General features: G+C 64.5%; 20 protein-coding genes, 1 tRNA gene and 3 pseudogenes. 11 read left to right on the plus strand and 13 right to left on the minus strand.

Annotation, left to right across the window (positions count from 1 at the left end; genetic code table 11):
* The first annotated feature begins 26 nt into the window (after positions 1-26).
* The 4 genes from GQR91_RS14275 (at position 27) to rsmA (ending at position 5,583) form a co-directional block, all read left to right on the plus strand.
* Positions 27-2,282: an LPS-assembly protein LptD gene (locus GQR91_RS14275; protein WP_149683437.1), complete on the plus strand. Its 2,256-nt coding sequence runs from the start codon at positions 27-29 to the stop codon at positions 2,280-2,282.
* Positions 2,283-2,412: 130 nt separating this feature from the next.
* The gene (locus GQR91_RS14280; protein ID WP_149683455.1) at positions 2,413-3,747 is read left to right on the plus strand and encodes a peptidylprolyl isomerase; all 1,335 of its coding nucleotides are present in this window, start codon (positions 2,413-2,415) and stop codon (positions 3,745-3,747) included.
* On the plus strand, positions 3,744-4,757 hold the full coding sequence (pdxA, locus tag GQR91_RS14285; RefSeq protein ID WP_260173229.1) for a 4-hydroxythreonine-4-phosphate dehydrogenase PdxA: 1,014 nt from the start codon (positions 3,744-3,746) through the stop codon (positions 4,755-4,757). Before GQR91_RS14280 ends, pdxA begins: the two co-directional genes overlap by 4 nt.
* A gap of 1 nt (position 4,758) precedes the next feature.
* Positions 4,759-5,583: a 16S rRNA (adenine(1518)-N(6)/adenine(1519)-N(6))-dimethyltransferase RsmA gene (gene rsmA, locus GQR91_RS14290; RefSeq protein WP_149683438.1), complete on the plus strand. Its 825-nt coding sequence runs from the start codon at positions 4,759-4,761 to the stop codon at positions 5,581-5,583.
* Between the two features lie 182 nt (positions 5,584-5,765).
* On the opposite strand, the gene GQR91_RS14295 is transcribed toward rsmA, so the two are convergent.
* Genes GQR91_RS14295 through guaB form a run of 3 tightly spaced genes read right to left on the minus strand, consistent with a single transcriptional unit; the run spans position 5,766 to position 8,959 of the window.
* On the minus strand, positions 5,766-6,266 hold the full coding sequence (locus tag GQR91_RS14295) for a tetratricopeptide repeat protein (RefSeq protein ID WP_174236672.1): 501 nt from the start codon (positions 6,264-6,266) through the stop codon (positions 5,766-5,768).
* Between the two features lie 32 nt (positions 6,267-6,298).
* Positions 6,299-7,486: an RsmB/NOP family class I SAM-dependent RNA methyltransferase gene (locus GQR91_RS14300; protein ID WP_149683439.1), complete on the minus strand. Its 1,188-nt coding sequence runs from the start codon at positions 7,484-7,486 to the stop codon at positions 6,299-6,301.
* Between the two features lie 15 nt (positions 7,487-7,501).
* Positions 7,502-8,959, minus strand: a complete 1,458-nt coding sequence (gene guaB, locus GQR91_RS14305) for an IMP dehydrogenase (protein WP_112383593.1) — start codon at positions 8,957-8,959, stop codon at positions 7,502-7,504.
* 172 nt (positions 8,960-9,131) lie between these two features.
* On the opposite strand from guaB, the gene GQR91_RS14310 reads away from it, so the two are divergent.
* From GQR91_RS14310 to GQR91_RS14330, 5 genes are all read left to right on the plus strand, one after another.
* On the plus strand, positions 9,132-10,088 hold the full coding sequence (locus tag GQR91_RS14310; RefSeq protein ID WP_112383592.1) for an SPFH domain-containing protein: 957 nt from the start codon (positions 9,132-9,134) through the stop codon (positions 10,086-10,088).
* Positions 10,085-10,534 (plus strand): NfeD family protein, encoded by a 450-nt coding sequence (locus tag GQR91_RS14315; protein ID WP_149683440.1) that lies wholly within the window; start codon positions 10,085-10,087, stop codon positions 10,532-10,534. The genes GQR91_RS14310 and GQR91_RS14315 overlap by 4 nt, the downstream gene beginning before the upstream one ends.
* A 148-nt stretch (positions 10,535-10,682) precedes the next feature.
* Positions 10,683-12,437, plus strand: a complete 1,755-nt coding sequence (recJ, locus tag GQR91_RS14320; protein WP_149683441.1) for a single-stranded-DNA-specific exonuclease RecJ — start codon at positions 10,683-10,685, stop codon at positions 12,435-12,437.
* Positions 12,438-12,486: 49 nt separating this feature from the next.
* Positions 12,487-12,561 (plus strand) — tRNA-Glu (locus GQR91_RS14325).
* 146 nt (positions 12,562-12,707) lie between these two features.
* Positions 12,708-14,573 carry a site-specific integrase gene (locus GQR91_RS14330; protein WP_149683442.1) on the plus strand — a complete coding sequence of 622 codons (1,866 nt, stop codon included), beginning with the start codon at positions 12,708-12,710 and terminating at the stop codon, positions 14,571-14,573.
* Between the two features lie 99 nt (positions 14,574-14,672).
* Here the strand turns inward: GQR91_RS14330 and GQR91_RS14335 are convergent.
* A protein-coding gene (locus GQR91_RS14335) for an IS3 family transposase (protein ID WP_164727717.1) occupies positions 14,673-15,802 on the minus strand; the annotation gives its coding sequence in 2 pieces (ribosomal slippage) (positions 14,673-15,550 and positions 15,550-15,802; 1,131 coding nt in all).
* Between GQR91_RS14335 and GQR91_RS19635 the strand changes: the two genes are divergently transcribed.
* Positions 15,801-15,956, plus strand: a complete 156-nt coding sequence (locus GQR91_RS19635; protein ID WP_235904203.1) for a hypothetical protein — start codon at positions 15,801-15,803, stop codon at positions 15,954-15,956. The genes GQR91_RS14335 and GQR91_RS19635 overlap by 2 nt on opposite strands.
* Before the next feature lie 52 nt (positions 15,957-16,008).
* Here GQR91_RS19635 and GQR91_RS19955 read toward each other — a convergent pair.
* Positions 16,009-16,275: pseudogene (locus GQR91_RS19955) on the minus strand (transposase); the annotation flags it as partial.
* Positions 16,276-16,825: 550 nt separating this feature from the next.
* Between GQR91_RS19955 and GQR91_RS14345 the strand changes: the two are divergent.
* Entirely contained in the window at positions 16,826-19,813 is a 2,988-nt protein-coding gene (locus GQR91_RS14345; RefSeq protein WP_149683549.1) for a TonB-dependent receptor, read from the plus strand.
* 477 nt (positions 19,814-20,290) lie between these two features.
* Here the strand turns inward: GQR91_RS14345 and GQR91_RS14350 are convergent.
* From GQR91_RS14350 to GQR91_RS14385, 8 genes and pseudogenes are all read right to left on the minus strand, one after another.
* A pseudogene (locus GQR91_RS14350) lies at positions 20,291-20,605 on the minus strand (transposase); the annotation flags it as partial.
* Between the two features lie 125 nt (positions 20,606-20,730).
* Positions 20,731-21,006 (minus strand): annotated as a pseudogene (locus tag GQR91_RS14355) (potassium channel family protein); the annotation flags it as partial.
* 9 nt (positions 21,007-21,015) lie between these two features.
* A complete protein-coding gene (locus GQR91_RS14360; RefSeq protein ID WP_149683547.1) occupies positions 21,016-21,423 on the minus strand; it encodes a Na+/H+ antiporter subunit G in 408 nt (135 codons plus the stop codon).
* Complete coding sequence (locus GQR91_RS14365) at positions 21,420-21,689, minus strand: K+/H+ antiporter subunit F (protein ID WP_149683546.1); 270 nt, start codon at positions 21,687-21,689, stop codon at positions 21,420-21,422. The genes GQR91_RS14360 and GQR91_RS14365 overlap by 4 nt, the downstream gene beginning before the upstream one ends.
* Positions 21,686-22,174, minus strand: a complete 489-nt coding sequence (locus tag GQR91_RS14370) for a Na+/H+ antiporter subunit E (protein WP_149683545.1) — start codon at positions 22,172-22,174, stop codon at positions 21,686-21,688. Before GQR91_RS14370 ends, GQR91_RS14365 begins: the two co-directional genes overlap by 4 nt.
* Positions 22,171-23,694 carry a monovalent cation/H+ antiporter subunit D gene (locus GQR91_RS14375; RefSeq protein ID WP_149683544.1) on the minus strand — a complete coding sequence of 508 codons (1,524 nt, stop codon included), beginning with the start codon at positions 23,692-23,694 and terminating at the stop codon, positions 22,171-22,173. The genes GQR91_RS14370 and GQR91_RS14375 overlap by 4 nt, the downstream gene beginning before the upstream one ends.
* Complete coding sequence (locus tag GQR91_RS14380; protein WP_149683543.1) at positions 23,691-24,044, minus strand: Na+/H+ antiporter subunit C; 354 nt, start codon at positions 24,042-24,044, stop codon at positions 23,691-23,693. The genes GQR91_RS14375 and GQR91_RS14380 overlap by 4 nt, the downstream gene beginning before the upstream one ends.
* Positions 24,041-26,851: a monovalent cation/H+ antiporter subunit A gene (locus tag GQR91_RS14385; protein ID WP_149683542.1), complete on the minus strand. Its 2,811-nt coding sequence runs from the start codon at positions 26,849-26,851 to the stop codon at positions 24,041-24,043. Before GQR91_RS14385 ends, GQR91_RS14380 begins: the two co-directional genes overlap by 4 nt.
* Positions 26,852-26,858 lie beyond the last annotated feature (7 nt).

The following is a 26,858-nucleotide window of genomic DNA, read 5'->3' on the forward strand; positions in this document are numbered from 1 at the left end:
TGCCAAGAGATGGAACCGACTGAATCGTGTTGCGTATCGACCTCCTGGCTGGCTGCTCCCTCCCACTCGTCCTTTTGGCGGCCGTGCCGGCTGCGGGGCAGGATCTGCAGGATCGTGCCGTTCCCCCACCGGCCGAGGGCACGGTAGCCCCCGCCTCGCCCGGCGCGCCGACGCCCGAGGATCAGGTGCGGTTCAGCGCGGCACAGCTCGAATATGACACCGAGGCCGACATCGTCACGGCTACCGGCGACGTGCGCATGGCCCGCCAGGGGCAGCGGCTGCGCGCCGACACGGTCACCTGGAACCGCAAGACCGGCAAGGTCGTGGCGGACGGCGATGTCGCCATCACCAATCCCGAAGGCGATATCGCCTATGGCGACCAGATCGAACTGACCGACTCGCTGAAAGGCGGCGTGGTCGACAACATGCTGGTCGTCCTCGAACAGGGCGGCCGCCTCGCCGCGGTGCGCGGCACCCGGCAGGAGGACGGCACGCTGAACCTCGACCGCGCCGCCTATACGCCATGCGCGGTGCAGACCTCGGAGGGTTGCCCCAAGAACCCCTCGTGGAAGATCACCGCGGTTCGTGTCACCTATCGCCCCGAACGGCAGCGCGTCTATTTCAGCGGTGCGCGGATGAACCTGTTCGGCCTGCCCGCAGTGCCCCTGCCCAAGCTGTCGGTTCCGATCGGCGAGGGCAGCGACAGCGGCTTTCTGGCGCCCGACATCCGCCTCGACCGGGTCAACGGTCTGGAGGTGGTGACCCCCTATTATTGGCGCCTCGCCCCCAACAAGGGCCTGATGGTCGCGCCGCACGTGTTCAGCGACGTGTTGCCGATGATGCAGGCGACCTACGAGTCGCTCGACACGCAGGGTGCGTTCCGCGTCACTGGCTACGCCACCGTCAGCCGGCGCAGCGACGACCTGACCACTGCCAACCCGACCGACACCTCGATGGCGCTTCGCGGTTATCTGGACGGCACCGGGCACTACCAGTTCTCGCCGGAATGGAGCCTCAGCGGATCGCTGCGCCTGGCCAGCGACCGTACCTTCCTGCGCCGCTACGACATTTCCCGCGACGACCGGCTGCGCACCACCGCCAGCCTTCAGAGGATCGGCACCAACAGCTATTTCGCGCTGACCGGCTGGTACGTGCAGACGCTGCGGGTGAACGACCGGCAGGGGCTGCAACCGATCGCGCTGCCCGAGATCGACTGGCGCTACCGTTTCGATGACGGGCTGGTCGGCGGCAAGGTGCAGGTCCAGTTGAACTCGCTCGCGATCAGCCGGTCGGACGGGCAGGACACGCAGCGCGCCTTTGCCAGCGCCCGCTGGGACCTGCGCCGCCTGACCAACTGGGGGCAGGAGGTGACGCTGACCGCCTATGGCCGCGCTGATGCGTACAATGCGCAGGACATCGCCAGCAGCCCGCTCATCTATCGCGGCATGGAGGGGTTCCAGGGCCGCGCGATCGGCGCGGTGGCCGCCGACGTGAAGTGGCCGTTCATCGGCGAGCTGTTCGGCGGGACGCAGCGTTTCACCCCGCGCGTGCAGGTGGTCGCCAGCCCCAAGCTGAAGAATATCGAAATCCCCAACGAGGATGCCCGCGCCGTCGACCTGGAGGATTCCAACCTCTTCGCGCTCAACCGCTTCCCCGGCTATGACCGGTTCGAGGATTCGACCCGCGTCACCTATGGCGGCGAATGGGCGCTCACCCTGCCCGGCTTCACCATCAACACGGTGATCGGCCAGAGTTATCGCCTGAACAGCCGCCCGACGATCTTTTACGACGGCACCGGCCTGTCGGATCGCTGGTCGGATTTCGTCGGGCGCACCGAGCTGCGCTTCCGCGATCTGGTCTCGGTCATCCACCGCTACCGGCTGGACAAGGACAATTTCGCCGTTCGCCGTAACGAGATCGACGCGGTCGTCGGCTCGCGCGCGACCTATGCCCAGATCGGCTATCTCCGGCTCGATCGCAACATCTTCCCCTCCATCGAGGATCTGCAGGACCGCGAGGAAGCCCGCGTCGCCGGCCGGGTCCAGTTCGCCCGCTTCTGGTCTGCCTTCGGCTCGGCGGTGATCGACCTGACCAACCGGCGCGAAGACCCCCTGTCGACCGCCAGCGGCTTCGATCCCGTCCGCCACCGCGTCGGCTTCCAATATGAGGACGACTGCGTCCGGCTCGGCTTTGCGTGGCAGCGTTTCTACAACAACACCGGCGACGCGCGCAGCGGCAACAGCTACTCCTTGACGCTGGCGTTCACCAATCTCGGCCGCTAAGCCGCTATTCAGCAAGATGCAGGCAAAGCGCGCCACAATTGCGACGTACCTTGCGGGTAAGGGCGTCGGCCTGGGTGCGATAAGGATAGCAGACACGGTGAAGCAGCCAATTCGTTCCAACGTTCGCGGCATGCGCGGCGCAGTTCTCCTGATGCTGGCGGCGGCCGCCACCGGCGCCATTGCGCAGACGGTGCCCGACCGGTCGGTGCCGGAGACCGGCGGCCTCGACATTCCGTCGAACCTCCAGATCTTCGGCAAGCTCGATCCCAATGTCCGCAAGCCGACCGCGGTGGTCAACGACACGGTGCTGACCGGCACCGATGTCGACCAGCGCATGGGCCTGATCATGGCCGCCAACCAGGCCGGCAACCTGCCCGCCGAGGAAAAGGAGCGCCTGCGTCTCCAGGTGCTGCGCCAGCTGATCGACGAGACGCTGCAGATCCAGGAGGCCAAGAGCGCCGAGATCGCTGTCACGCCCGACGAGATCAACCAGAGCTATGTCCGCGTCTCGCGCAACTTCAACCGCACGCCGGCTGAAATGGACAAGTATCTGCGCGAAGTGGGCTCGTCCGAGCGTTCGCTCAAGCGCCAGATCGAGGGCGAGCTGGCGTGGAGCCGCTATCTGCGCAAGCGCGTCGAACCCTTCGTCAATGTCGGCGAGGAAGAGGTGAAGGGCATCCTTGACCGCCTCGAAGCCGCCAAGGGCACCGAGGAGTTCAACCTCCGCGAAATCTACCTGTCCGCCAATCAGGCGACCTCGGCGCAGGTCTTCGCCAATGCCCGCCAGATCCTGGCCGAGATCCAGAAGGGACAGCAGCCCTTCGGCTATTTCGCCCGCACCTTCTCGGAGGCGTCGACGCGCGGCGTCGATGGCGATCTGGGTTGGGTGCGTGCCGCGCAATTGCCGCCCGAGCTCGCCCAGGCGGCCCAGTCGATGCAGATCGGTCAGGTCGCCGGCCCGATCGAGATCCCCGGCGGCTTCTCGATCCTGTACCTCGTCGACAAGCGCCAGGTGCTGACCTCCGACCCGCGCGACGCGCGTCTGGCGCTCAAGCAGCTGACGATCAAGTTCCCCGTCGGCACGACCCAGGCACAGGCCACCGCCCGCGCCGCCAAGTTCGCCGAGGTGACCAAGACGATCCGCGGCTGCGGCGACGTGAACAAGACCGCGGCGACCATCGGTGCGGAGGTCGTCGACAATGACGGCGTGCCGGCCCGGCAATTGCCGCCCCAGTTGCAGGACATTCTGCTGAAGATGCAGATCGGCGAGTCGACCCCGCCCTTCGGCTCGGCCGAGAGCGGCGTGCGCGCCCTTGTGCTGTGCGGTCGTGACGATCCCCCCGCCACCGGCTCGCTGCCCCGCCCCGATCAGGTCCAGCAGCAACTGGAACAGCAGCGCGTCAATCTGCGCGCGCAGCAGAAGATGCGCGATCTCCGCCGCGACGCCGTGGTGGAATATCGTTGATCGGCGCTGACGGCGTGATCCAGCCCCTGGCCGTATCGATGGGCGATCCTGCCGGCATCGGGCCGGAGATCATCGCCAAGGCCTGGGCCGCGCGTGACGAACACGGCCTGCCGCCCTTCGTGGCGGTGGGCGACGACCGGGCCATCGCCCGCGTCTGGAACGGGCCGATCACGGTCGTGCAGGACATCCGCTCCGCGGTTGCCGCCTTTCCCGACGCGCTGCCCGTCCTGTCGGTCGAGGACGCGGGCGAGATCACGCCCGGTCGGCCGGATGTGGAGGGTGCGCGCTGCGCGCTGCACGCACTCGAATTGGCGGTCGGCCTCGTCCGCTCCAATGCCGCCAGCGCGCTGGTGACCGGACCGGTATCGAAAGCGCAGCTTTACCAGATCGGCTTCACCCATCCGGGACAGACCGAGTTCGTGGCGGAACGCTGCGGCATTGCCGGTGCCAATGCGGTGATGATGCTCGCCGGCCCTTCGCTGCGCGTCGTGCCGATGACCACGCATGTGCCGCTGGCCAAAGTGCCCGGCCTGATCACCGTCGATCTCGTGCTTGCCAAGGCGCGTGCCACCGCGCGCGGTCTGTTCCGCAACTTCGGCATCGCCGAGCCTCGCCTCGCGGTTGCCGGACTGAACCCACATGCCGGGGAAAGCGGGGCGATCGGGCGCGAGGAGATCGACGCCATCGAGCCCGCCATCGCGCAGTTGCAGGCAGAGGGAATAGACATCACCGGCCCGCTCGCCGCCGACACGCTGTTCCACCCGCGCGCCCGCGCCCGCTATGACGCGGTGCTGTGCTGCTATCACGATCAGGCGCTGGTGCCGCTCAAGACGCTCCATTTCGATGAAGGCGTGAACATAACGCTCGGCCTGCCGATCGTGCGCACTTCGCCGGACCACGGCACCGCCTTCGGCATCGCCGGCATGGATGCGGCAGAACCCGGCGCGATGATCGCGGCAATCCGCATGGCCAGCGAAGCGGCGGCACACCGGGCGCGCCTCGGTCTCTGACATGACACCGCTGCATCCCCTGCCCCCCTTGCGCGACGTGATCGCCCGCCACGGCCTCGCCGCGTCAAAGGCGCTTGGCCAGAATTTCCTGTTCGATGGCCAATTGCTCGCCCGCATCGCGGCCATTCCCGGCGACCTGACAGAGGCGCAAGTGCTGGAAATCGGCCCCGGCCCCGGCGGCCTTACCCGCGCGCTGCTTCAGGCCGGCGCCCGCGTCACCGCGATCGAGCGCGACCGCCGCTGCATCCCGGCGCTCGCCGAACTGGCCGAGGCATTTCCCGATCGGCTGAAGGTGATCGAGGGCGACGCGCTGCAGGTCGATACCTCGACGCTGTTCACCACCAAGCCGCACATCGTCTCCAACCTCCCCTATAATGTCGGCACGGCGCTGCTCGTCGGCTGGCTGTCCTCGGCGTGGTTGCCCTGGTGGCAATCCTGTACGCTGATGTTCCAGAAAGAGGTCGCGGAGCGCATCGTCGCCATGCCGGATACATCGGCTTACGGGCGGCTGGCCGTCCTGGCGCAGTGGCGATGCAGCGCGAAGATCGCGATGCCGGTCCATCGCTCCGCCTTCACGCCACCGCCGAAGGTCATGTCCGCGGTCGTTCACCTCGTCCCGCAGGAGGCGCCGGAGGGCATCCGCTTCCGCACGCTCGAACGCCTGACCGCCGCCGCCTTCGGCCAACGCCGCAAGATGCTGCGCCAGAGCCTGAAAGCCGTCGCGGGTGCAGACGCCGCGATGGAGGCGACCGGCATCGATCCCACCCGCAGGGCGGAAACCGTGTCGGTCGCGGAGTTCATCGCACTGGCCCGCGCGCTGGGCTGAGGCAATCAGCCCACCCGCCCGTTCGTCGCGAGTAACCGTCGAGTAGCGGCAATGCCGCGTGTCGAGCCGGTGTATCGAGAGACGCATTGCCGCACGAAACAGTGCCGCATGCAAGCACCCGTTCCGGCTCTAGCAAGCCTGCTCGGCCGTAATCAGCCGATACGGGCAAAGCGCCCCAAAGGTCAGGGCTTGGCGACCGCCGCCTTGCTCTCCACCGCCGCGGTCGTCACCGGCGGCCCCTTGGCGATCGCCGCGGCCAGGGTCGTCACTTCGCTGCACTCGCCCTTGCAGAGCGTCCGCAGCTTTGCCAGATTTTCCTTGGCGCGCGTTACCGCGCCCTTCTTCACCAGCGCTTCGCCCTGCCCTTCCAGTGCGGACCGGTCGTTCGGCTCCAGCAACAGTGCCTCACGGTACAGCCGGATCGCCTTGCCCGGCAGGTCGCGCTGCGTCGCCAGTTCACCCAGCAGCACAAAGGCCGCCCGGTTGCGCGGATCGACCGTCACCGCGGTCTCCAGCACGTCGGTCGCCCCATCGAGATTGCCGGCGGCGCGTAACGCGCGTCCTTCCGCCAGCAATTGCAACGAGCGCGCATCGATCTGGTCATCGGGCCGCTGCCCGCTGAGCGAGGTCGATACCGACACCACCGCGAGCGCCGCTGCGAGGGTGAAGGACGAGAAGCGCATGATCGTCTCCAACTGGGGCACGGAGCGGGACGCTAGCATGGGGCCCGCAACCGCGCGACAAAAAAGCCGTCGGTGCCGTCCGCCGCCGGGTCCAGTCGCCAGCCCTGACCGTGCCGCCGACCGGCGGGGAGCGACGGTTCCTCCGCGCTCCAGCCATCGTGACGCGCCAGAAACGCCGCGATCTGGTCCGTGCCTTCTTCGTCCAGCAGCGAGCAGACGATATAGACGATCCGTCCACCCGGCCGCACCAGCGCCGCCGCCACGTCCAGCACATGCGCCTGCGTCGCCTGCAACCGTGCCAGCCGCTCGGCGGTAAGCCGCCACCGCGCCTCCGGATTGCGCCGCCAGGTGCCCGTTCCCGAACAGGGCGCATCGACGAGCACGCCGTCCGCCAGTCCGAGCCAGTCCGCCAGCGCCTCGGTTTCGCGGGCCGGGTTCATCAGTCGCGTTTCCGCGATCGTCACCCCCGCCCGCGCCGCGCGTTGCGGCAGGCGCTGCAACCGCGCCCGATCGACATCGCACGCCAGCAACGCGCCCGCATTGTTCATCGCCGCCGCCAGCGCCAGCGTCTTGCCGCCCGCGCCCGCGCACAGATCGACGATGCGTTCGCCGGGCACCGCTTGCAACACCGAGCCGACCAATTGGCTGCCCTCGTCCTGCACCTCGATCGCGCCTTCGTCGAATGGCGCGCTGGCCTCCACCGCGCTACCTGTCGGCAGGCGCACACCGTGTTCGGCAAAGGGCGTCGGTGCCGCATCGGGAAAGGCGGGCAGCACGTCGTCGCGCGTCGCCTTCAGCCGGTTGACCCGCACATCGAGCGGCGCGCGCTCGACCAGCGCCGGCAACGCCTGCCGTTCCAGCCCCGATGCCAGCAGCGCGGCCTCCAGCCAGGCCGGCGCCACGCCGCCTGCCGCGCGTGTTTCATCCGCCGAGATCGGCGCTGGGCCATGGCGCGACCCGTCGAAGGTCGCGGCCAGTTCCGCATCGGCATCCGCCAGCGCCACCATCGCCGCGCGCCCCGACGCCGGTACGTCGCCGGCGGCACGGATTGCCGCATAGACCCGCTCGCGCACCGCGCGCCGGTCTTTCGATCCGGCATAGCGCCGCTCGGCGAAATAGCGCGCGATCAGCGTGTCGGCCGCCGCGCCGCCGGATCGTGCCGCGCCGATAATCGCATCCAGCAGCTCGATCGCCGCCTGTGTTCGTGCGGCCGGGGTCATGTCTTCGTCTCCGGATCAGCGCGTGGGATAGTTCGGTGCCTCGCGGGTGATCGTCACGTCATGGACATGGCTTTCCTTCAGCCCGGCCCCCGTGATCTGCACGAAGCGCGCCCGCTCGCGCAGGTCCTTGATCGTCGCCGAACCGGTATAGCCCATCGCCGCCTTGATCCCGCCGACGAGCTGGTGGATCACGTCGCGGGCCGGGCCCTTGAACGCCACCTGCCCCTCGATGCCTTCGGGTACCAGCTTCATCTGGTCCTTGATATCGCCCTGGAAATAGCGATCCGCCGAACCACGCCCCATCGCGCCGACCGACCCCATGCCACGATACGACTTGTACGCCCGCCCCTGATACAGGAACGTCTCGCCGGGCGCCTCCTCGGTGCCCGCCAGCAGCGATCCCACCATGCAGGTCGACGCGCCGGCCGCCAGCGCCTTGGCGAGATCGCCCGAGGTGCGCAGGCCGCCATCGGCGATCACCGGCACGCCCGACTTGTGCCCTTCCTCGGCGCAACCCATCACCGCGGTCAGCTGCGGCACGCCCACACCCGCCACCACGCGCGTGGTGCAGATCGAACCCGGCCCGATACCGACCTTCACCGCATCCGCCCCCGCATCGATCAACGCCCGCGTCGCCTCTGCCGTCGCCACGTTCCCCGCAATCACCTGCACCGTGTTCGACAGCTTCTTCACCTGCTCGACCGCGCGCGCCACATCCCGGTTATGCCCATGCGCCGTATCGATGATGACGCAGTCGCATTCGGCCTCGACCAGAGCGCGCGTGCGGGCATAGCCCTTTTCGCCGACCGTGGTCGCAGCCGCGACGCGCAGCCGCCCGGCGGCGTCCTTGGTAGCGTCGGGGTAGGTCACCGCCTTTTCGATGTCCTTGACCGTGATCAGGCCGACGCAGCGATAGGCGTCGTCCACCACCAACAGCTTCTCGATCCGGCGCTGGTGGAGCAGACGGCGGGCTTCCTCCTGACCGACGCCGACCGATACGGTCGCCAGATTGTCCTTCGTCATCAATTCGGACACCGGCTGCTGCGGATTGCCGGCAAAGCGCACGTCGCGGTTGGTCAGGATGCCGACCAGCCGGCCGTCATATTCCACCACGGGGATGCCGCTGATCCGGTGCCGCGCCATCAGCGCCTGTGCGTCGGCCAGCGTCGCATCCGGGGCGATCGTGATCGGGTTGACCACCATGCCGCTTTCGAAGCGCTTCACCTGCCGCACCGCCGCCACCTGCTCCTCGACGGTCAGGTTCCGGTGCAGCACACCGATCCCGCCGAGCTGCGCCATCACGATCGCCATGTCGGCCTCGGTGACCGTGTCCATCGCGGCGGACAGGACGGGGATGTTCAGTGCGATCTCGCGGGTCAGTTGCGTCCGCGTGTCGGCGCCGCTCGGCAGGACGTCGGACTCCTGCGGTACGAGAAGCACGTCGTCGAAGGTGAGGCCGAGGCGGATGTCCATGGGGGCTGCCATTTCCTGCGAGGGGAACAAGTGGCGGGCCATGTAACCAAAGAGGCGCACGGCCGCTAGGGTGGAATGACATGGCTTGCCGCAAGCCTGTCGTGGGTCGCTCGCGCGCCCTTCGGCTGCGTGCTATACCGTACCACCACGGCCAACAGGGAGAGCAACCGAGATGGGACTGACGATCGCCGCACTGGCGCTGCTATTGGTGCTCTTCTACCTGATGTCGTCGATCAAGATCGTCCGGCAGGGTTATCAATACACGATCGAACATTTCGGCCGTTACACCACCACCGCGGCGCCCGGTTTCAACTTCTATCCCGCCTTCTTCTACCGGGTCGGCCGCAAGGTGAACATGATGGAGCAGGTGATCGACATTCCGGGGCAGGAGATTATCACCAAGGACAATGCGATGATCTCGACCGACGGGGTCGTCTTCTTCCAGGTTCTGGATGCACCCAAGGCGGCTTATGAAGTCTCCGACCTCTATGTTGCGCTGCTGAACCTGGTGACTACCAATCTTCGCACCGTGATGGGCGCGATGGACCTGGACGAAACCTTGTCGAAGCGCGACGAAATCAACGCGCGGCTGCTCAACGTCGTGGATCATGCGACCACCCCCTGGGGCGTCAAGATCACGCGCGTGGAGATCAAGGACATCCGCCCGCCCCGCGATATCGTCGACGCCATGGCCCGCCAGATGAAGGCGGAGCGGGAAAAGCGCGCCAACATCCTGGAGGCCGAAGGCTCGCGTGCTTCCGAGATCCTGCGTGCCGAGGGGCAGAAGCAGGCTCGCATCCTGGAGGCCGAGGGCCGCCGCGAATCCGCCTATCGCGACTCCGAAGCCCGCGAGCGCGCCGCGGAGGCCGAGGCCAAGGCGACGCTTGTCGTGTCGGAGGCGATCGCCGCCGGCGGCACGCAGGCGATCAACTATTTCGTCGCGCAGAAATATGTCGAGGCGGTCGGCAAGTTCGCCACCAGTCCCAACGCAAAGACGATCCTGTTCCCCGTCGAGGCGACACAGCTGATCGGCACGCTCGGCGGCATCGGCGAACTCGCCAAGGAAGCACTGGCCTCCACGCCTGAAAAGGCGAACCGGCCCGGCAACGTCACGGTGCCGCGCACATGATCGGGGGCGACATCGGGGCGCCGGGCATCTGGACGGCGGCGGGGCTTGTTCTCGCCATCGCCGAGTTGTTCGTCCCCGGCGTCTTCCTCATCTTCCTGGCCATCGCGGCCGGCATAACGGCAGCACTCGCCTGGGCACTCCCCGACCTGCCCGTCGCGGCCCAGCTGGGTGCCTTTGGTTTATGGAGCGGTGTCGCCGTTCTGATCGGGCGACGCTGGTACCGGGACTATCCGGTCGAATCGACCGACCCGCGCCTCAACGATCGCGCGGCGCGGATGATCGGCCAGATCGCGACCGTCACCACCCCGATCCGCGGCGGCGAGGGTCGCGCCCGTATCGGCGACGGCGAATGGCCGGCGCGCGGCCCCGATGCGGAAGTCGGCGCCCGGCTGAGGATCGCCCATGTGGAAGGCACGACCGTGTTGCTGGAGCCGCTGTCGGACTGAACGGTCGCGGTGTTCGGCCGACGGCCGTCTACGGGGGGATCGATGGTGCGAAACCCCTGTCGCGTTGGCGCGGCTTATGGCAAAGCGTTCGCGTGACGTTCCCATCCTGCCAAATGCCCGTCGTCCGGTCAGGGCCAGCCCGCCGGCCATGACCCACGTTCTCAACATCGCATCCTCGATCCTCGGCCAGCCTTGGCAGTGGCGCGCCACCGCGGCGGACGGCCGCGACGGCATGGCCCCGGACGATCTCGTCACGCAATTGCTGCTCGCGCGGGGATGCCCACCCGAAGCGCTGGACGACCACCGATCGCCGTCCATTCGCGGCTTCATGCCCGATCCCTCGATGTTCCGCGACATGGACCGGGCCGCAGAGCGGCTCGCCGATGCCGTACAAGCAGGCGAGCCGATCGCGATCTTTGGTGATTACGACGTCGATGGCGCGACCTCTGCCGCCCTGCTGCTGCTCGTACTGCGCGATCTCGGGCTGGAGGCCCGCCCCTATATTCCCAATCGTCTGTTGGAAGGCTATGGTCCGTCCGGACCTGCGCTTCTTCGACTGAAAGACGAAGGCGCATCGCTGATCGTCACGGTCGATTGCGGCGCGCAGGCTTTCGACGCCCTGGCCGTGGCACGCGACGCCGGGATCGACATCGTGGTGGTCGATCACCACAAATGCGCCGCCGCGCTTCCGCATGCCCATGCCCTTGTCAATCCGAACCGCCTCGACGAGGGCGAGGGCGCAGCCCATGGCCATCTGGCAGCGGTGGGGGTGTGCTTCCTGCTCGCCGCGGCGCTCATCCGAACGTTGCGCATGCGTGGCCATTTCGGGGACCGTGCCGAGCCACGCCTGATCGACCATCTCGATCTCGTTGCGCTCGGCACCGTGGCGGATGTGGCGCAACTCCGCGGCCTGAACCGGGCCTTTGTGGCACAAGGGCTCAAGGTCATGGCCCAGCGCCGCAATCCTGGCGTCGCCGCCTTGATCGAGGCGTCGCGGCTTACCCGTGCGCCGACCTGCGCCGATCTCGGCTTCGCACTCGGGCCGCGTATCAACGCCGGAGGCCGGGTCGGCCGGGCGGATCTCGGTGTGCGCCTGCTCACCACACGCGATCCCGCCGAGGCACAGGCGATCGCGATCGAACTCGATCGCTTGAACGATGAGCGCCGCCAGATCGAGGCTGGTGTTCAGGCGACCGCCGAGACGCTTGCCGCAACCGGCAGCCGCGTGGCCGTCGTGGCCGGACACGGCTGGCATCCCGGTGTGATCGGCATCGTTGCCGGACGCCTCAAGGAAAAGCTTGGCCGACCTGCCGTCGTCATTGCGCTGGACGAGAACGGCATCGGCAAGGGATCCGGCCGCTCGATCACCGGCGTCGACCTCGGCGCTGCGATCCTGGCCGCCAAGGAACACGGCATCCTCACCGCGGGTGGCGGTCATGCCATGGCGGCTGGCCTGACTGTCGCGGAGGACCGGCTGGACGATCTGGCAGTATTTCTCGAGGAACGCCTGGGCGAGGCGGTGGACCGGGCCAGTGAGGGCCGCTCCCTGCTTCTGGATGCGGTTCTGTCTCCGGCCGGGGTAAATGCTGCCCTTGTCGAGGCGATGGAGGCCGGCGGTCCCTACGGCGTCGGCTGGCCTGCTCCCCGCGTAGCGGCCGGCCCATTCCGCATCATCCGCGCCGACCTGGTCGGAACCGATCATGTCCGCGCTATCGTGGCCGGTCCCGACGGCGCGCGTTTGAAGGCGATGGCCTGGCGCTCCGCCGCCTCCGCGCTCGGCCAGGCGCTTCTCAGCGCCGGCCCTTCGCGCACCTTGTGGTTGGCCGGGCGCCCCAAGCTCGATGACTGGTCCGGCCGCAATGTTGCAGAATTGCACGTGGATGATGCCGCATGGGTCGATTGACCGCTTGACGGAGTCCGACAAGTCCTCTAGGCGCACCTCCACGCCTGACGGCCCCTTCGTCTAGCGGTTAGGACGCGGCCCTTTCACGGCTGAAGCACGGGTTCGATTCCCGTAGGGGTCACCACTCCCACGCCAAGTCGCGGAGTTTGACGGAAAACGGCGGAAATCAACGCTTCATTAGGTGCCCGATGCTACGAAAGGGTGCTACGAATGGGGCGTCGGATGAGTCACTCGCACAAGCGCGCGAGCTCGCGAAATGCATGGTTCCGGATGGATGTCCCCAAGGACATTCGTCACCTCGCGGGCAAGACGTCCTGGCAGCATTCCCTGAACACCGCAGAGCCGAATCTCGCCGCACAGCGTCGCGCTACGTGGAGCGCGCACTACAAGGGCGAGGTGATCCGGCTGCGGATGCTTGCGGCGCAGGAGGCACAGCAATCCACCGACGCGCTTGTCGACCAGGCCTTCGACAAGCTGGCTCAATTCTCCTGCTCGATGGATCTGGCGGTTGCGGGCGAATTGCAGAAGCTTGCATCCATCGTCCGGTCGTCGTGGAGCAATGCTCATGCCCAAGCCGTGGAACGGCAGCATCTCGGCGAGGCCTGGACGAGCCTGCTCGACCCGGAACCAGCGTCGATTCCGTCGATCGACGACGATGAGGAGCGCCGCCGGTTCCAGCTCCGCGCCGAAATCCTCGAGAGCAACGCCGCGACCAGCGGCATCGTCTACCAGGAACTCGCCCGCGAGTTGCTGTCGCGCGGCGTGTACGAACCGCTGCACTTCGCCATCAGCTACCTGCCCTATTTGGTCCCGGCCATCGATCTCTCCACGAAAGCTGCCTATAACTGCGTCGCGCAGGCTTATCTGACGCGACTGGCCGAGCATGCGTTCGGCTCTTGGCCGGTGGGCATCCGTGAAGCACTGCGGCCCGTCGTCACGTCGGCGACGAACAGCGTTGCCGCGCCAGCGATTGCGCCGGCGCCACCGACGTTTCCGGCAGCATTACCCTGCCCTGCGCCGGCCCATCATCACACGCTGTCCGAAGCTTTCGATCTCTGGCGCAAGCGCAAGCGGATCACCGGCAAGGACAAGACCGCCGACGAGTTCGCCAAGGCGATCGCGCGCTTCGAAGAACTCACCGGCACCAGCATGGTGGGAGCAATCACGCCCGCGATGGTGCGCATGTTCATTTCGCTGGTCGAGCAACTGCCCTTCCGCCCGAAGAAATGCGTCAGCGCTCTGCCGCTAATCGAGCAGATCGCCCTGGCGCATGCAAAAGCTTTGCCGACGCTGTCGCCGCCGACGGTCGGCAAGCAGCTGACCGCCCTTCGCGCGATCCTGAGCGTGGCCAAGGATGCGGATTGGATCGCCAGCAATCCGGCGCAAGGCATCTCGGTCGAGGGAGCCACCTGGGAGGGCGACGAACGCGACCACTTCTCGGATGAGGACATGCGGCGCATCTATGCCTCGCCGCTGATGACCGATCCCGATGCCTGCGATGACACGATGTTCTGGATCCTGTTCCTGGCACCGTTCCACGGATCGCGCCCGGGCGAGCATTGCAAGCTCAAACCGAGCGAGATCGTGCAGGATGATGGCGAATGGGTCATGCGGTTCCGCCGGGATCGCCGCATCCGCCCCACCGCTGCCATGAGCAATGAAACACGCCCGCGGCGGCAAAAGACGCGCAGCTCGGTCCGCGACGTGCCGATCCACTGGATTCTACTCGAAGCGGGCTTTGTTGACTTCGCCCGCCGGCAGCGAAACCGTGGCGCGGAGTGGCTGTTCGACGATCTCGAGGCCGACAAGTATGGCGACCGGTACAAATACCTGTCACGCCGGATCAACGATGCCTTGCGCAAGCTCGGCATCCATGAACCGGACAAGTCCTTTTACTCCACCCGCCATACCATGAAGCGCGAGGGACGGCGGCTCAGGATTGACAATCAGAGCCTCGACCAGCTTGCCGGCCATGCTCCGGTGTCGGTGGGGGGTCGCTACGGGCAAGGATCATCCACCGAAACGCTTAAGGCCGACCTCGATCGCCTGGAATTTCGAAGTGTACCGTGGGACGACGTTGTCGTCTGCGCTCAGAAACGCCTCGTCCGCCTTGGAGCCGACAGGGGCGGCGCTTGATAACGCCAACGCGTGTTGAATGCCTGCTTTTGACGGTCCCCCGGTTTCTCATCCGGGCAGGATGCGAGCTTCCGGACTGCATGACGGTCCCCCGGTTTCTCATCCGGGCAGGATGCGAGCTTCCGGACTGCATCCGCCGGGGTTAACCCCGGCGGATGCAGCATATTCGGCTGGCGTCAGCCAGCCAAGCGCCGTGTGAGGACGGCTCTCGTTATAGTCCCGCCGCCAGGCCTCGATCTTGGTTCTTGCGTCCGCCAGTGACAGGAACCAGTGGCTGTTCAGGCACTCGTCACGCAGGCGGCCGTTGAACGACTCCACAAAAGCGTTGTCGGTCGGTTTGCCCGGCCGCGAGAAGTCGAGCGTGACGCCGTTCTCGTACGCCCATCGATCCAGTGCTTTCGAGATGAACTCCGGACCATTGTCGACCCGGATGGTCTTGGGCGCACCACGTGTCGCCGAAATCCGCGTCATTGTCGCCACGACCTGTTCACCCTTGATGCCCTGGTCGACATCGATCGCCAGCGCTTCACGGGTGAAGGCATCGACCACCGTCAGCGCCCGCAGCCGTCGGCCATCGAACAAGGCATCCGAGACGAAGTCCATCGACCACATCTCGTTAGGCGCCGACGCTGCGGGCTGGCGTTCGCGGTTCGCAGCGCTGACGTTGCGCCGAGGACGTTTGAGCCGGAGGCTCAGCCCATCTTCCCGGTAGAGCCGATAGACGCGCTTATGGTTCACCAGCCAGCCTTCCCTGCGTAGCAGGATGTAGATCCGGAAATAGCCGTAGCGCACCCGTGCCGCCGCCAGATCGTGGATGCGCAACCGCAGCGGCGCCTGGTCAGGCTTGTGCGACACGTACCGCACCGACGAGCGGTCGACGCCGAGCGCGAGGCAGCTACGCCGCTCGCTGACGCCATGGGACGCCTGGACGTGCGCGACGATCTCGCGCCGTCGCCCAGGCGTCAGAGCTTTTTTGCGAGCACGTCCTGCAGGATATGCTTGTCCAAGCTCAGATCCGCGACGAGTTGCTTGAGCTTACGATTCTCGTCCTCGAGCTGCTTGACCCGCCGCAGCTCGCCGACGCCCAGCCCGCCATACACCTTCTTCCAGCGGTAGAACGTCTGCTCCGACACGCCCATCCGGCGAATAACCTCGGCCACCGGCGTGCCCATCTCCGCCTGCTTCAGCGCAAACGCAATCTGCTCTTCCGTGTACCTCGACTTCTTCATGTTCCAGCTCCTTGCCCGCAGGCTTCAAAGGGCCGGAAAACTCTCACTCAACATGGATGAAAAAACAGGGGGGACGTCAATCCCCGATGGTCTGCCGCAAGCCTATAGCGGTCAGATTGTGCACGAACTACGGCTGATCGGCGAACTCGGCTAACCGCGGCATCTCCGCAAAGATGACGACGGCTTTCTCGCAAGCGCAACCGCGCGATCTCGGACGCCTGATCCGCTAACGACGCCCTTGTCGATACTGGCGGCTTCGTCGCCGGGCTGGCTGGCGGGGCACTGCTCTCCCGCTGCTTGCGCTGCCAGCGACGCAGCAGCGTGGGCACAATACCCAATCCAGCCGCTATCTCAGCCTGCGGGCGGCCGCTCGTCTCCCACAGCGCCACAGCCTCGCGCTTGAACTCGTCCGTCAAACGACCCTTCGGCGTACTTGCCATCAAAACACCTCTTGGCTCCGCAGAGCCTCTCATCGGTGTCCGTCAAACAGGGGGTAGATCACTCCTCATCATCCTCAATCCTCCGCACACGTTGGTAGGACTAAACGGCAGGCAAGATCGAGGCGTAAAGCCGTCTCGCGCTGCTCGACTCCGCATTTTCCTCCTTGACCTTAGCAATAATTATCATACCGTATACGAAACGGACGGATCGGGAAGGTGAATTCGAGAACAATCTCAATTTCTTGGATCATCGAATCAGCATTAGCCCACGCGCAACATATTGGTATCACTATTACAGGTTTGATAGTTCCGCCCGCATTATCGAAGCCGCCTTAACGTCTCCGGCACACCACTCGTTAGTACCGTGAGATCGCAGATCTCTTTTTCCCGAGTTCGACAAACAAGGCGCAGAAGAACGGCAAAAAAGCGTAAAACTTCACAGTCAAACTATGGGTTAAGCTTACCGTTCAAATTATGCACTCTGACCCACAGATCTCTGATCGCAACACGTCGTTTACAAACATTTCAACATGTTTACCGGCAAAAATGCTGGGAGCATCAGCTAGTACTTGGAGGGGGATAAATGAAAGCGCAACATCTTAGAATCACGATCGGCGCCTCGGCCTTGATCCTTGGAATGAGCGCACCGGTATCGTCGATTGCGGCACCAACGCTTCAACAGGCCGAGTTTGAGCCAGCGGTGAAGACGAAGGCCGAGTTAGCGGCCGAACGACGAGCGGCGCGTCGCGTCGCTCGTGCACGCGCGCGCCGGAAGGGAGGCACCGCAAGGTCCGGCGTCACAGTTCCTGGTCGTGAGGGATCCGCAACAGTTGAGGGCGGTGACATCATCGTGACCGGCCTGCGCGAGAGCGTCAGCAAGTCCATCGACAAGAAGCGCAAGGCGCGACAGATCGTTGACGTCATTACCGCCGAGGATGCCGGCAAGCTGCCGGACAACAACGTGGTGGAGGCGATGGCACGCGTCACAGGCATCACGGTGACCCGGGCTGGAGGACGTGCTAACGGATTCAACATCCGCGGCCTTGCAGGCGTGCAGACGACCGTGAATGGCGTGGAGGGCTCCACTGCGCCTCTGCCCGGTGGCGAGGGGCGCACGCTCGCACTCGAGAGCCTACCCGCAGATCTCATCAAGTCGGTGGAGGTGTACAAGACCCGTACTGCGGATCAGATCGAGGGCGGCATCGGGGGCTCGGTGAACATTGAGTTGCGCCGACCGCTCGATCTGAAAAAGGGACTGACCGCGGCAGGCAGCATTCGCGGCACCTATGCCGAACAGGGCAAGCTCTGGAGCCCTTCGGTTAGCCTGCTGGTGGGCACGCGCTTCGACACCAGCGTAGGTGAGATCGGCTTCCTGCTCAACGGCGCCTATTACAAGCAACCCTATGCCGAGGCGTACAACGTCAGCGAGTCTCCCGATCTGCTGGGCGGGCCGGACTCCCGCATCCGCGCCAGCCTGCCCGCTGGGGAAAGGGCGACACTCGTTGCGCCTTATCGAGCACAATACGGCACGAACGATGGTGAACGGGAGCAGAAGTCTCTGAGCGGCGTCATTCAATGGCGCGCTACCGATAGGCTGAACTTCGTACTCGAAGCTTCTTACACGGGAGAGCAGTATTCGGACGAGTCGAGCTCGCTTTACGTCCGGACGCGAGAGGACCCGTATGTGCTGAGCAACATCAGAACGGCACCTACGGGGGTCTTACTCGGCTACGACATCACCAATCCCCAATTCGCGGATGGTACGTTCGCCAACTTCGGAAACATTGCCGCCGGCTTTGATGGTGGAGAGAACCGGGGCAAGTCGGAGAACTACCGGACGAATTTTGAGGCGCACTTTGAAACCGAAGGCGTGCGAATCGATGGCAGCGCGCAGTACCAGTGGAGTAACAATGACTACCACGGCATAGGTCATGGCGGCAGCTACTCCGGTTTATCCAAGGTCCGTGTCGATTTCGACTCGCCGAAGGTGCTTGGCAACGGACCGTACTTCGACTTCAACGTCAGTCCCACAAACGCCGATCTCGCGCGAGTCCAGTACCTGCGCGATAATCTAGGTCACGGCGACAATCAGCAGTTCTCGGCGCAGATTGACGTGTGGAAGGAGTTGGACAACAACGGCGTGCTGCGTGCAGCGAAGTTCGGCGGACGGTTTTCCCGCAACACCGCCTTCTTCCGCGACAGCTACAGGTTCGCGGGTTATTTCGATCCGGCACTGTCGCTACCGACCTCAACGATCCCGGGCGTCTCGACCAGATTGGTCACTCCCAATCTTCCGGGCGGCTCGCCGCTGTCGTGGGTTCAATTGAACAATCGCGAACTTTACGACAACTGGGGCGCGGTCACCAAGTTCATCGCCGGCAGCAGATACGAGTTCCTTGATGGCCCGGGCCGCGACGAAGGTGCCGCGGCATTGTTCGCCACGCCAGAGCCATCGGCCGCCAACCCGACCCTGACCAGCGCCTCAGAAGAGAACGTCTTCGCGTCCTACGGAACCCTAGACTATGCCTTCAACGCGGTCTTCCCCGTCGACGGCAACATCGGGCTCAGATATGTCAACACATGGGGCAACATCAACGGCTCGAGCATCCGCTTGGGAACGCCGATCATCGATCCCGTCACGAAGTTGCCAACTGGCGAGTTCGGCCCGGACAGCCGAGAAATCACAGCGGTCAGGATCAACTATACGGACTTGCTGCCCAGCGCCTTCGGCACCGTCCACTTCACGGACAAGCTACAACTGCGTATCAGCTACAGCCACAACGTTCAGCGCCCGAGCCTGTTTCTTCTTCGCAACTCCCGCGTCATCAACTATCGCGATCCCAACGACCGACTGTATGCGGGCAATCCCAATCTGAAGCCCACGACCACCGACGATTACAACGCCTCGCTCGAATGGTATCCTGCTCCGGGAAGCACCGTGTCCGTCGCTGCATTCCGCAAGAACCAGACGGGCTTCATCTACGAGACTGCCCAGATCGAGCCGGTTCCGGAACTCGGAAATCAGAACCGCATCGTCGTTCAGCCCAGGAACGCGGGTCCTGGACGCACGCAGGGCATCGAGTTCCAGGCCACCGGCTTCTTCCGCTTCCTTCCTGGCTTTCTACGGAACCTTGGCGCAACGGTGAATGCGACATGGATCCCGACGGCAGACGTGTCTCTACCGCGTCAGATCGAAAGCGAGAACGCGAACGATCCGATCCAATACGAATTCGTCCGCAAACGTGCGCCCTTCACGTCGAGAATGTCCTACAATTTGATCGGTTACTATGAGACGCCTGTCTTCAGCGCCCGCCTGGCCTACAACTGGCGCTCAAGCTACCAAACGGACGTCAACGCCATAAACGAGACCTACATTATTTCGTCGAACCCGACGCAACGTCTCGATGGTGCGATCAACTTCACACCCGTGAAGTACCTCACGTTCAGTTTGGAAGGGCAGAACCTTCTGAGAAACGTCGATAGAAGCTACTACTATCTTTATCCCGAACTGCCCGTCGGATTGCGAGCCATGGCTAGAACCATCACGGGAAGTGTTCGCTTCCGCTTCTGACCGTATCTACCGGCCTAGGCGCCGCGCCGCCTAGGCCCCCGAAGGACCGATCGCCTGGACTCTCGCCACCCTCGTTTTGATGGATTGCTGAGGTCCAGATGGTCGGGGCCAGCGCAGAGACGCGGAGTTCCAGGCACCACGGGCGGATGTCGGCGTGGCACCGCTCACGTCACCGCCCTCCCAGATAGCGTGTTCCGGTACTGCGCGTCGATCAAGCGAACGATGCAGCGATCGTGCGGCCCGCGGCCGCACTCCATCTGCCGCGGATCGCCGCGTTTCGGCTCCCACCGGTCTCATTGCCGTGGCAGATCGAGCGTCCTCCGCCGGACCGTCATCGCTGCGCGGAGACCGTACGCGATCATGACCTCTGTGACGCCAGGTCGGTCGGTGGCCGCAAGGACGATGTGACGGCCCGCACCGCCGGCAAGGCACTGCCGAGCGGGATCGGCGTCAGGCCCGGCGGATGGCCCGCCAACCCTCGTCATCTGCCCCACACGGCACCTTATGCTGCATCGACCTACGCTGCCCGAGGACGCGGCACACCCGTCGTTCAGACACATCAGCACCTCTCGCGCCTGGTCGATGCACCGCAGGCACCGTTCAGGGATCAGAAGTTTCCCTGCGCCGCCTCCTGCAGAATCAGATTATCGAGCGTCAGGTCCGAGATCGCGCGCGCCTCAGCCGGGCATTGTCCTTATCCAGATCCTTCATTCGCCGCGTCCGGTCCGTCTTCAGATCATCATACTCCTTGCGCCACCGGTAATAAGTTTGCTCGCTGACTGCTCTACACGAGTGATGACCTCCATCCGCCCCGTCCGCACTCTCCTAACAGAGTACGAAAGGACCTTCCCGAGAGCCGATGGCCTCAAGCAACCGCGTCGCGCCCGCAACACGCGTCAGGCCGGACGCTTACCCGAGACGAAAGTATCGAATAGCCGCGACCGTTGAGTAACCGGCACGATATCGCCGTATCCGACGGTCGTGACGGTGATCATGGTGAAATAGAGGATGTCGGCAAAGGTGACCGGCTTGCCCGAGGATCGGTGCAGGCCGTCGCAATCGAACCGATGAACCGCCAGCGCGATGCTGATAAGCGCTAAAGCGAGCGAGGCCCGCCATGGCAAGCTTAGCCAAATCGGCGTGCGGCTGCGTCGATAAAGGTGATGACTAGGCCTTTGGCTGTTAATCTCCACAACGTAGGGTCAGTTATCGGCGGTTGATGCAGGTGTACCCTGCCTCGGCGCCTCGAAGCTCGCCCAATCGCCTTCTTCGCTTGGGCGGGGCGGTGGGCCAGCGATACCGTCGGTTTCGCGACCGGTTCGGAGCCGGTGCAGGTGTACCTTGGCGATCATGTTGGCCGAAATTGGCGCTGTGATGAAAAGAAACAGCGAAATCAGAAGTTCATGCACGGTCCAGACGCCGAGCCGCGCCTGGAAATAGATGATCGAGGCAAGGAGAAGCGCACCAAGGCCGAGCGTCGTTGCCTTGGTCGGCCCATGCAGCCGCTCCATGGTCGATGGCAGGCGGACCAGGCCCCAACTTCCGATAAGTGCGAAGCCGGCGCCCAGAAGCACCAGCACGACAATGGTGATGTCGGCGATAATGCTCATTCCACGATGTCCCCGCGGAGGATGAATTTGCAAAAGGCGATAGTGCTGACGAATCCGACCATCGCCAGCAACAGAGCGGCTTCGAAATAGGTATCGTTGTTGTCGTTCATACCGATCAGGACGATCAGCGCGATCGCGTTGATGACCATCGTGTCGAGCGCGACGATCCGGTCGCCCAGTGCAGGTCCATGGAGCAGCCGCCACATGTTCAGCAGCAAGGCAAGCGCGATGCAGCCAGCCGCGATATGAAGCGCAATGTCGATCATGCGAAAATCCGTTGCAGACGTGCTTCGTAGCGTGCCTTTATTCGTGCGACCTCCGCCGCGTCGTCGGCGACATCGAGCGCGTGGACCAGCAGGAAACGCCCATCGGCCGAAACGTCCGAGGACACGGTGCCGGGCGTCAGGCTGATCGTGCCGGCCAGCATGGTAATCGCTTCCGGCGTGGCCAGGTCGATCGGCACGATCAACCAGCGTGCATGCAAATCACGGTTGCGCCGAAACAGGATCAACCATGCGACCTGAAAATTCGCGAGAATGATGTCGAGCCCTACTATGGCCAGATAGCCCGCAAGGGCGCTGCCGAAACGTACCCGGGGCCGGTCCGGCCAGAAAGGCTGTGTGAATTTGGGCAGGATCAGCGCGAAGATCCCGCCCAGTACCACGCCCCCGACCGTGATGTTGTTGACCATCAACAGCCAAACGACCAGCAGCATCGCCGAGAGCGCTGGATGGGGCAGCAGCCGCTTCATAGCGTCGCTCCCAATATCGCTGTAACATAACGATCAGGAGCCATGACCTGCACGGCGGTGGCGCGTGTCTGGGTCGTCACCCACCCCGCCGCTATGGTGAGCAACACCAACATAGCGAGCAGCATGATCGGCGCGACGAACTCGGCGTTCGACCGCCGGGAAGCTGCGATGGCGTCGGCGTGCTCCGGTGCGGCTTTCCAGAACAGGGTCGAGCCGCTGCGCGAGAAGCCGATGACACCTACGAGCGTGGTTGCGAGGATCGTCGCCCAGATCACCTGCCATCCCGTGATCCCAAAACTCGCGTCGAGGATCAGCAGCTTGCCAACAAACCCTGCCAGCGGCGGCAGCCCAACGGCCGCGATCGCCGCGACGAGGTACAGCAGCCCAGCCATATCCTGCCCGGCAAAGTGCGGGCTCGGCACGATCGCGTCGGCATATTGCCCGCGACGCCGCATCGTTACATCGGCAACGAGAAACAAGGCCGCTCCCGCCAGCGTCGCCTGTACCAGATAGTAGAGCGCGGCCGCCAGCGTCACCTCTTGCCATAAGGATACAGGCATAAGCAGCGTGCCCGTGGACGCCAGTACCGCAAACGCCGCCTGTTCGCGCATCCCGCGTGCTGTCAGTATCCCGACAAAGCCGATAACAGCCCCAAGGATGGCGGCGGGCAGCAGATAGGGTGCCGGCACCCAGGACGCGGCGCCCGCCTGTGCGCCGAAGATCAAGGGCACGGTGCGGATCATTGCGTAGACGCCGACCTTGGTCATGATCGCGAAAAGGGCGGCGACCACCGGCATCGTGGCGGCATAGGTGCGCGGCAACCAGAGATGGATCGGCACCACCGCCGCCTTCAGGCCGAACACCGTCATGAGCAGTAGCCCGGCAATGCGGAGCAGCCCCTGATCCGCTGGCCCGAGCAGTACGACCTTGACGGCCAAATCCGCCATGTTGAGCGTCGCGGTGAGGCCATAGAGCAGGCCCAGCGCGATCAGGAACAGCGCTGACCCGACGATATTGACGACGACATACGCAACCCCGGCCTTGAGACGCAGTGCGCCTTGTCCGTGCAGCATCAGGCCATAGGAGGCGATCAGCAGCACCTCGAAGAATACGAAAAGATTGAACAGGTCGCCGGTCAGGAATGCGCCGTTCAGTCCCATCAGTTGGAAATGGAACAGCGGATGGAAATGCCAGCCCCGCTGGTCGGCGCCGGTGATAATCGCGTGGACCAAGACGCTGATTGCCAGCACCGCCGCCAGCACCAGCATCATCGCAGCAAGACGGTCGAGTATCAGGACGATCCCGAACGGCGCCGGCCAGCCGCCGAGCGTATAGCTACGGATAACATCATCCTGCGCTATCACAAACGCGGCGATTGCCGCGACCAGCATCGCGGCGCAACCCGCAAGCGACACGGTCACCGCGGCCATCTTATGCCGGCGCATGAGCAACATCGTGACGGGCGCGATCACCGCCGGGATGACGATCGGTGTGATCGACAGATGGTCGAGAAGGATCACGATGCGCCCTCCCCGTCTGTCTTGATCATACCATCGACCTGGTCCGACCCGCTTTCGAGGAAGCTGCGCAAGGACAGGATCACGGTCAGGGCGGTCATGCCAAAGGTGATGACGATTGCGGTCAGGACAAGCGCCTGGGGAAGTGGATCGGCATGCTCTACCACGTCCTTGGCATAGAGCGGTGGCCGATCAACGATCAGCCGACCGATCGCAAACAGAAACAGATTGACCGCATAGGACATCAGCGTCAGCCCCAGCACCACCTGAAAGGTTCGGCCACGCAAGGCCAGATAGATGCCACCCGCAACCAGCATGGCGATGGCGGAAGCGACGAGGAATTCGAGGCTCATGCGGCATCATTCCCATCGTGCTTGGCAGCCCGCTGCGCGACATGGGCGAGTTGCGCCAGCGCCATCGTTACCGCGCCGACCACGACACAGACGACGCCCAGATCGAACAGCGTCGCCGTCGCAAGCTCCAACTCGCCAATCAGCGGCAGATGAAAATGGCCGAAGCTGCTCGTCAGGAATGGTGCGCCGAACAGCAGCGAACCAAGGCCCGTCGCCACCGCGATCAGCACGCCCGATCCGATGAGCTGATGTTCTCCGATCCGTCGCCGGGCATCGGTCCAATCGAAGCCGGAAGCCAGATATTGCAGCAGGATTGCGATGGAGAAGACCAAAGCCGCGATAAAGCCACCGCCCGGCTGATTATGTCCGCGCAGGAAGATGTATAGTCCAACCAAAAGCGCGAGTGGTAGCAGCAACCGTGTCGCCATCACGAACATCACCGGGTGCCGCTCCGGTGAAAAGCGGTCCCGGGAACGCCATTCGCGCAACCGTCGGCCGGCAATGCCATGCGCAGCTGGTTCGAGCAGTGCAAAGATCGCCAGCCCGGCGATGCCGAGAACCGTGATTTCACCCATGGTATCGAAGGCGCGGAAGTCGACCAGCGTGACGTTGACGACGTTGGTACCCCCGCCACCCGAATAGCTGTTCTCCCAATGGAAACGCGAGATCCCCTCGCGCGCTGCTCGCGTCATGATCGCCCAGGCGAGCCAGCCGGTGCCGATCCCGCCGACCGCCGCAATCGTGCCGTCACGAACCCGGCGAGATAGGCTGGAGAAGCGCGGCGGATTGCCGGGAAGCAGATGCAGTGCCAGCAGCATCAGCAGGATCGTCACCACCTCGACAGCGATTTGCGTCAGGGCAAGGTCGGGGGCGGACAGGTGGATGAAGGCCAGGGCCATGATCAGGCCGATGACGCTGATGAATATCAGTGCGAGATAACGCTGCCGATCGGTCACCAACACCGCCACCGTCGCCATGATCAGCGCCGCCCAAGCGACGATCGCCGCCGGAGACGCGGATGTGCTCGGACGCGCTCCCGCCGATATACCAAAACGCCATGCGGCATCGACGCATAGCGCCACCGCGACAACGAACAGCACCAATAGATAGCGTTGCAGCGACGCGACGTGGATGATGCTTGATAGATGACGAAGCCGTTCCACCGATGCCGCCATAATCCTATCGAACAGGCGTTTGGCGTCGAGTGACGGCAGGCGAGCGACCGCCCTGGCAAAGGCTGAATAACGCGAAAGCACCACGAGCGCGATTGCCACCGCGCCAAGGCTCATCACCAAGGCAGGATTGATGCCATGCCAGAGCGCCAGATGTAATTCCGGTTTCGCTGCCCGCGTCACCGCCGCACTTGCAGCGGCCACCAAAGGGCCCGCCAACATCATCGGCAATAATCCGAGTGCCAGAGCCAGCGCACCGAGAATGGCAGGCGGCCCGAGCAGGATCGCTCCCGGATCATGGGGCGCGGCGACCTTGCCCGCGTATCGCTTGCCGAAATGCAGCGCTATGCCGTAGCGCAGCGAGTACGCCGCTGACAGCATCGCGCCAATCGTCGCCAGCACGGGCACCAATAGCCCCTGCCCTGCCAACGTCGTGTGGACGCTTTCCTCCAGCATCATCTCCTTGGAAATGAATCCGCCGAGCGGCGGCAACCCCGCCATCGCAGCAGCAGCCAGCACTCCGAGCGTCGCGGTAAGCGGCATCACTGCGGCCAGACCGCTGAGGCGCCGAATGTCACGCGTGCCGGTTTCGTGATCGATGATGCCCGCATGCATGAACAGCGCCGCCTTGAAAGCGGCATGGTTCAAGATGTGAAAGATCGCCGCCGTCACGGCCGCGCCCGTGCCGAAGCCGAGCAGCATGACCATCAGCCCCAATTGGCTGATCGTCGAGTAGGCAAGAATGGCTTTCAGGTCGAAGCGGAACAGCGCCACGCCCGCGCCAAAGAGCATGGTTATCAAGCCGATTGGCACAACGATGGCGAACCACAGGTCGCTTCCCGCCAGCACGGGCCAAAGCCTGGCAAGCAGGAACACGCCCGCCTTCACCATTGTCGCCGAATGGAGATAGGCGCTGACCGGGGTCGGTGCGGCCATCGCATGCGGCAGCCAGAAGTGGAACGGAAACTGCGCCGACTTGGTGAAGGCACCCACCAGGATCAGGATCAGGATCGCCGGGTAGAAGGCCGAAGCCTGCACCAATTCGACCCGCGACAGGATCGTCGCCAAGTCATAGCTGCCCGCAGCCTTCCCGAGCAGTATCATGCCTGCGATCAGCGCGAGACCACCGCCGCCGGTGATCGTCAGCGCCATGCGAGCGCCCTGCCGCGCATCGGCCCGGTCACGCCAGAAGCCAATGAGCAGGAAGGACGCCAGGCTGGTCAGTTCCCAGAATACCAGCATCAGCAGCACGTTGCTGGACAGGGCGATGCCGACCATCGCCCCTTGGAACAGCATCAGGAACGACAGGAACCGCGCCGTCGGCTCGCCCTTGGCCAGATACCCTTGCGCGTAGATGATGACGAGCAGTCCGATGGCGAGGATGAGTCCGGCGAACAGTAGCGCCAGCGGGTCGAGCCACAGGCTGAAGTTGAGGCCGAGGGCCGGTAGCCACGCGATCGTCACCGCCGGGATTTGGCCGGAAAGTACAGCACTTACCTGCGACAGCAACACGGCCAGTCCGCCCGCACTGCCAATTGCGGCGATCAGCATGTGGGCGCTACGCGACGCGTGCCGGGCCAGCATCAACAGGATGACCGTGGCAAACGGCAGGACAATAAGGGTCAGCAACACCATCCGCAGC

It is taken from the genome of Sphingomonas carotinifaciens (genome assembly GCF_009789535.1).
In the GTDB taxonomy this organism is placed as follows: domain Bacteria; phylum Pseudomonadota; class Alphaproteobacteria; order Sphingomonadales; family Sphingomonadaceae; genus Sphingomonas; species Sphingomonas carotinifaciens.

Bases quoted from the DNA above. Each gene is read 5' to 3' on its own strand.
- GQR91_RS14315 (WP_149683440.1), top strand. From the start codon at position 10,085: ATGATCGGGGGCGACATCGGGGCGCCGGGCATCTGGACGGCGGCGGGG.
- GQR91_RS14280 (WP_149683455.1), top strand. From the start codon at position 2,413: ATGCGCGGCGCAGTTCTCCTGATGCTGGCGGCGGCCGCCACCGGCGCC.
- GQR91_RS14310 (WP_112383592.1), top strand. From the start codon at position 9,132: ATGGGACTGACGATCGCCGCACTGGCGCTGCTATTGGTGCTCTTCTAC.
- GQR91_RS14360 (WP_149683547.1), bottom strand. From the start codon at position 21,423: ATGAGCATTATCGCCGACATCACCATTGTCGTGCTGGTGCTTCTGGGC.
- GQR91_RS14385 (WP_149683542.1), bottom strand. From the start codon at position 26,851: ATGGTGTTGCTGACCCTTATTGTCCTGCCGTTTGCCACGGTCATCCTG.
- GQR91_RS14365 (WP_149683546.1), bottom strand. From the start codon at position 21,689: ATGATCGACATTGCGCTTCATATCGCGGCTGGCTGCATCGCGCTTGCC.
- GQR91_RS19635 (WP_235904203.1), top strand. From the start codon at position 15,801: ATGTTCCAGCTCCTTGCCCGCAGGCTTCAAAGGGCCGGAAAACTCTCA.
- GQR91_RS14295 (WP_174236672.1), bottom strand. From the start codon at position 6,266: ATGCGCTTCTCGTCCTTCACCCTCGCAGCGGCGCTCGCGGTGGTGTCG.
- guaB (WP_112383593.1), bottom strand. From the start codon at position 8,959: ATGGACATCCGCCTCGGCCTCACCTTCGACGACGTGCTTCTCGTACCG.
- GQR91_RS14345 (WP_149683549.1), top strand. From the start codon at position 16,826: ATGAAAGCGCAACATCTTAGAATCACGATCGGCGCCTCGGCCTTGATC.
- GQR91_RS14330 (WP_149683442.1), top strand. From the start codon at position 12,708: ATGGATGTCCCCAAGGACATTCGTCACCTCGCGGGCAAGACGTCCTGG.
- GQR91_RS14300 (WP_149683439.1), bottom strand. From the start codon at position 7,486: ATGACCCCGGCCGCACGAACACAGGCGGCGATCGAGCTGCTGGATGCG.
- GQR91_RS14370 (WP_149683545.1), bottom strand. From the start codon at position 22,174: ATGAAGCGGCTGCTGCCCCATCCAGCGCTCTCGGCGATGCTGCTGGTC.
- rsmA (WP_149683438.1), top strand. From the start codon at position 4,759: ATGACACCGCTGCATCCCCTGCCCCCCTTGCGCGACGTGATCGCCCGC.
- recJ (WP_149683441.1), top strand. From the start codon at position 10,683: ATGACCCACGTTCTCAACATCGCATCCTCGATCCTCGGCCAGCCTTGG.
- GQR91_RS14380 (WP_149683543.1), bottom strand. From the start codon at position 24,044: ATGAGCCTCGAATTCCTCGTCGCTTCCGCCATCGCCATGCTGGTTGCG.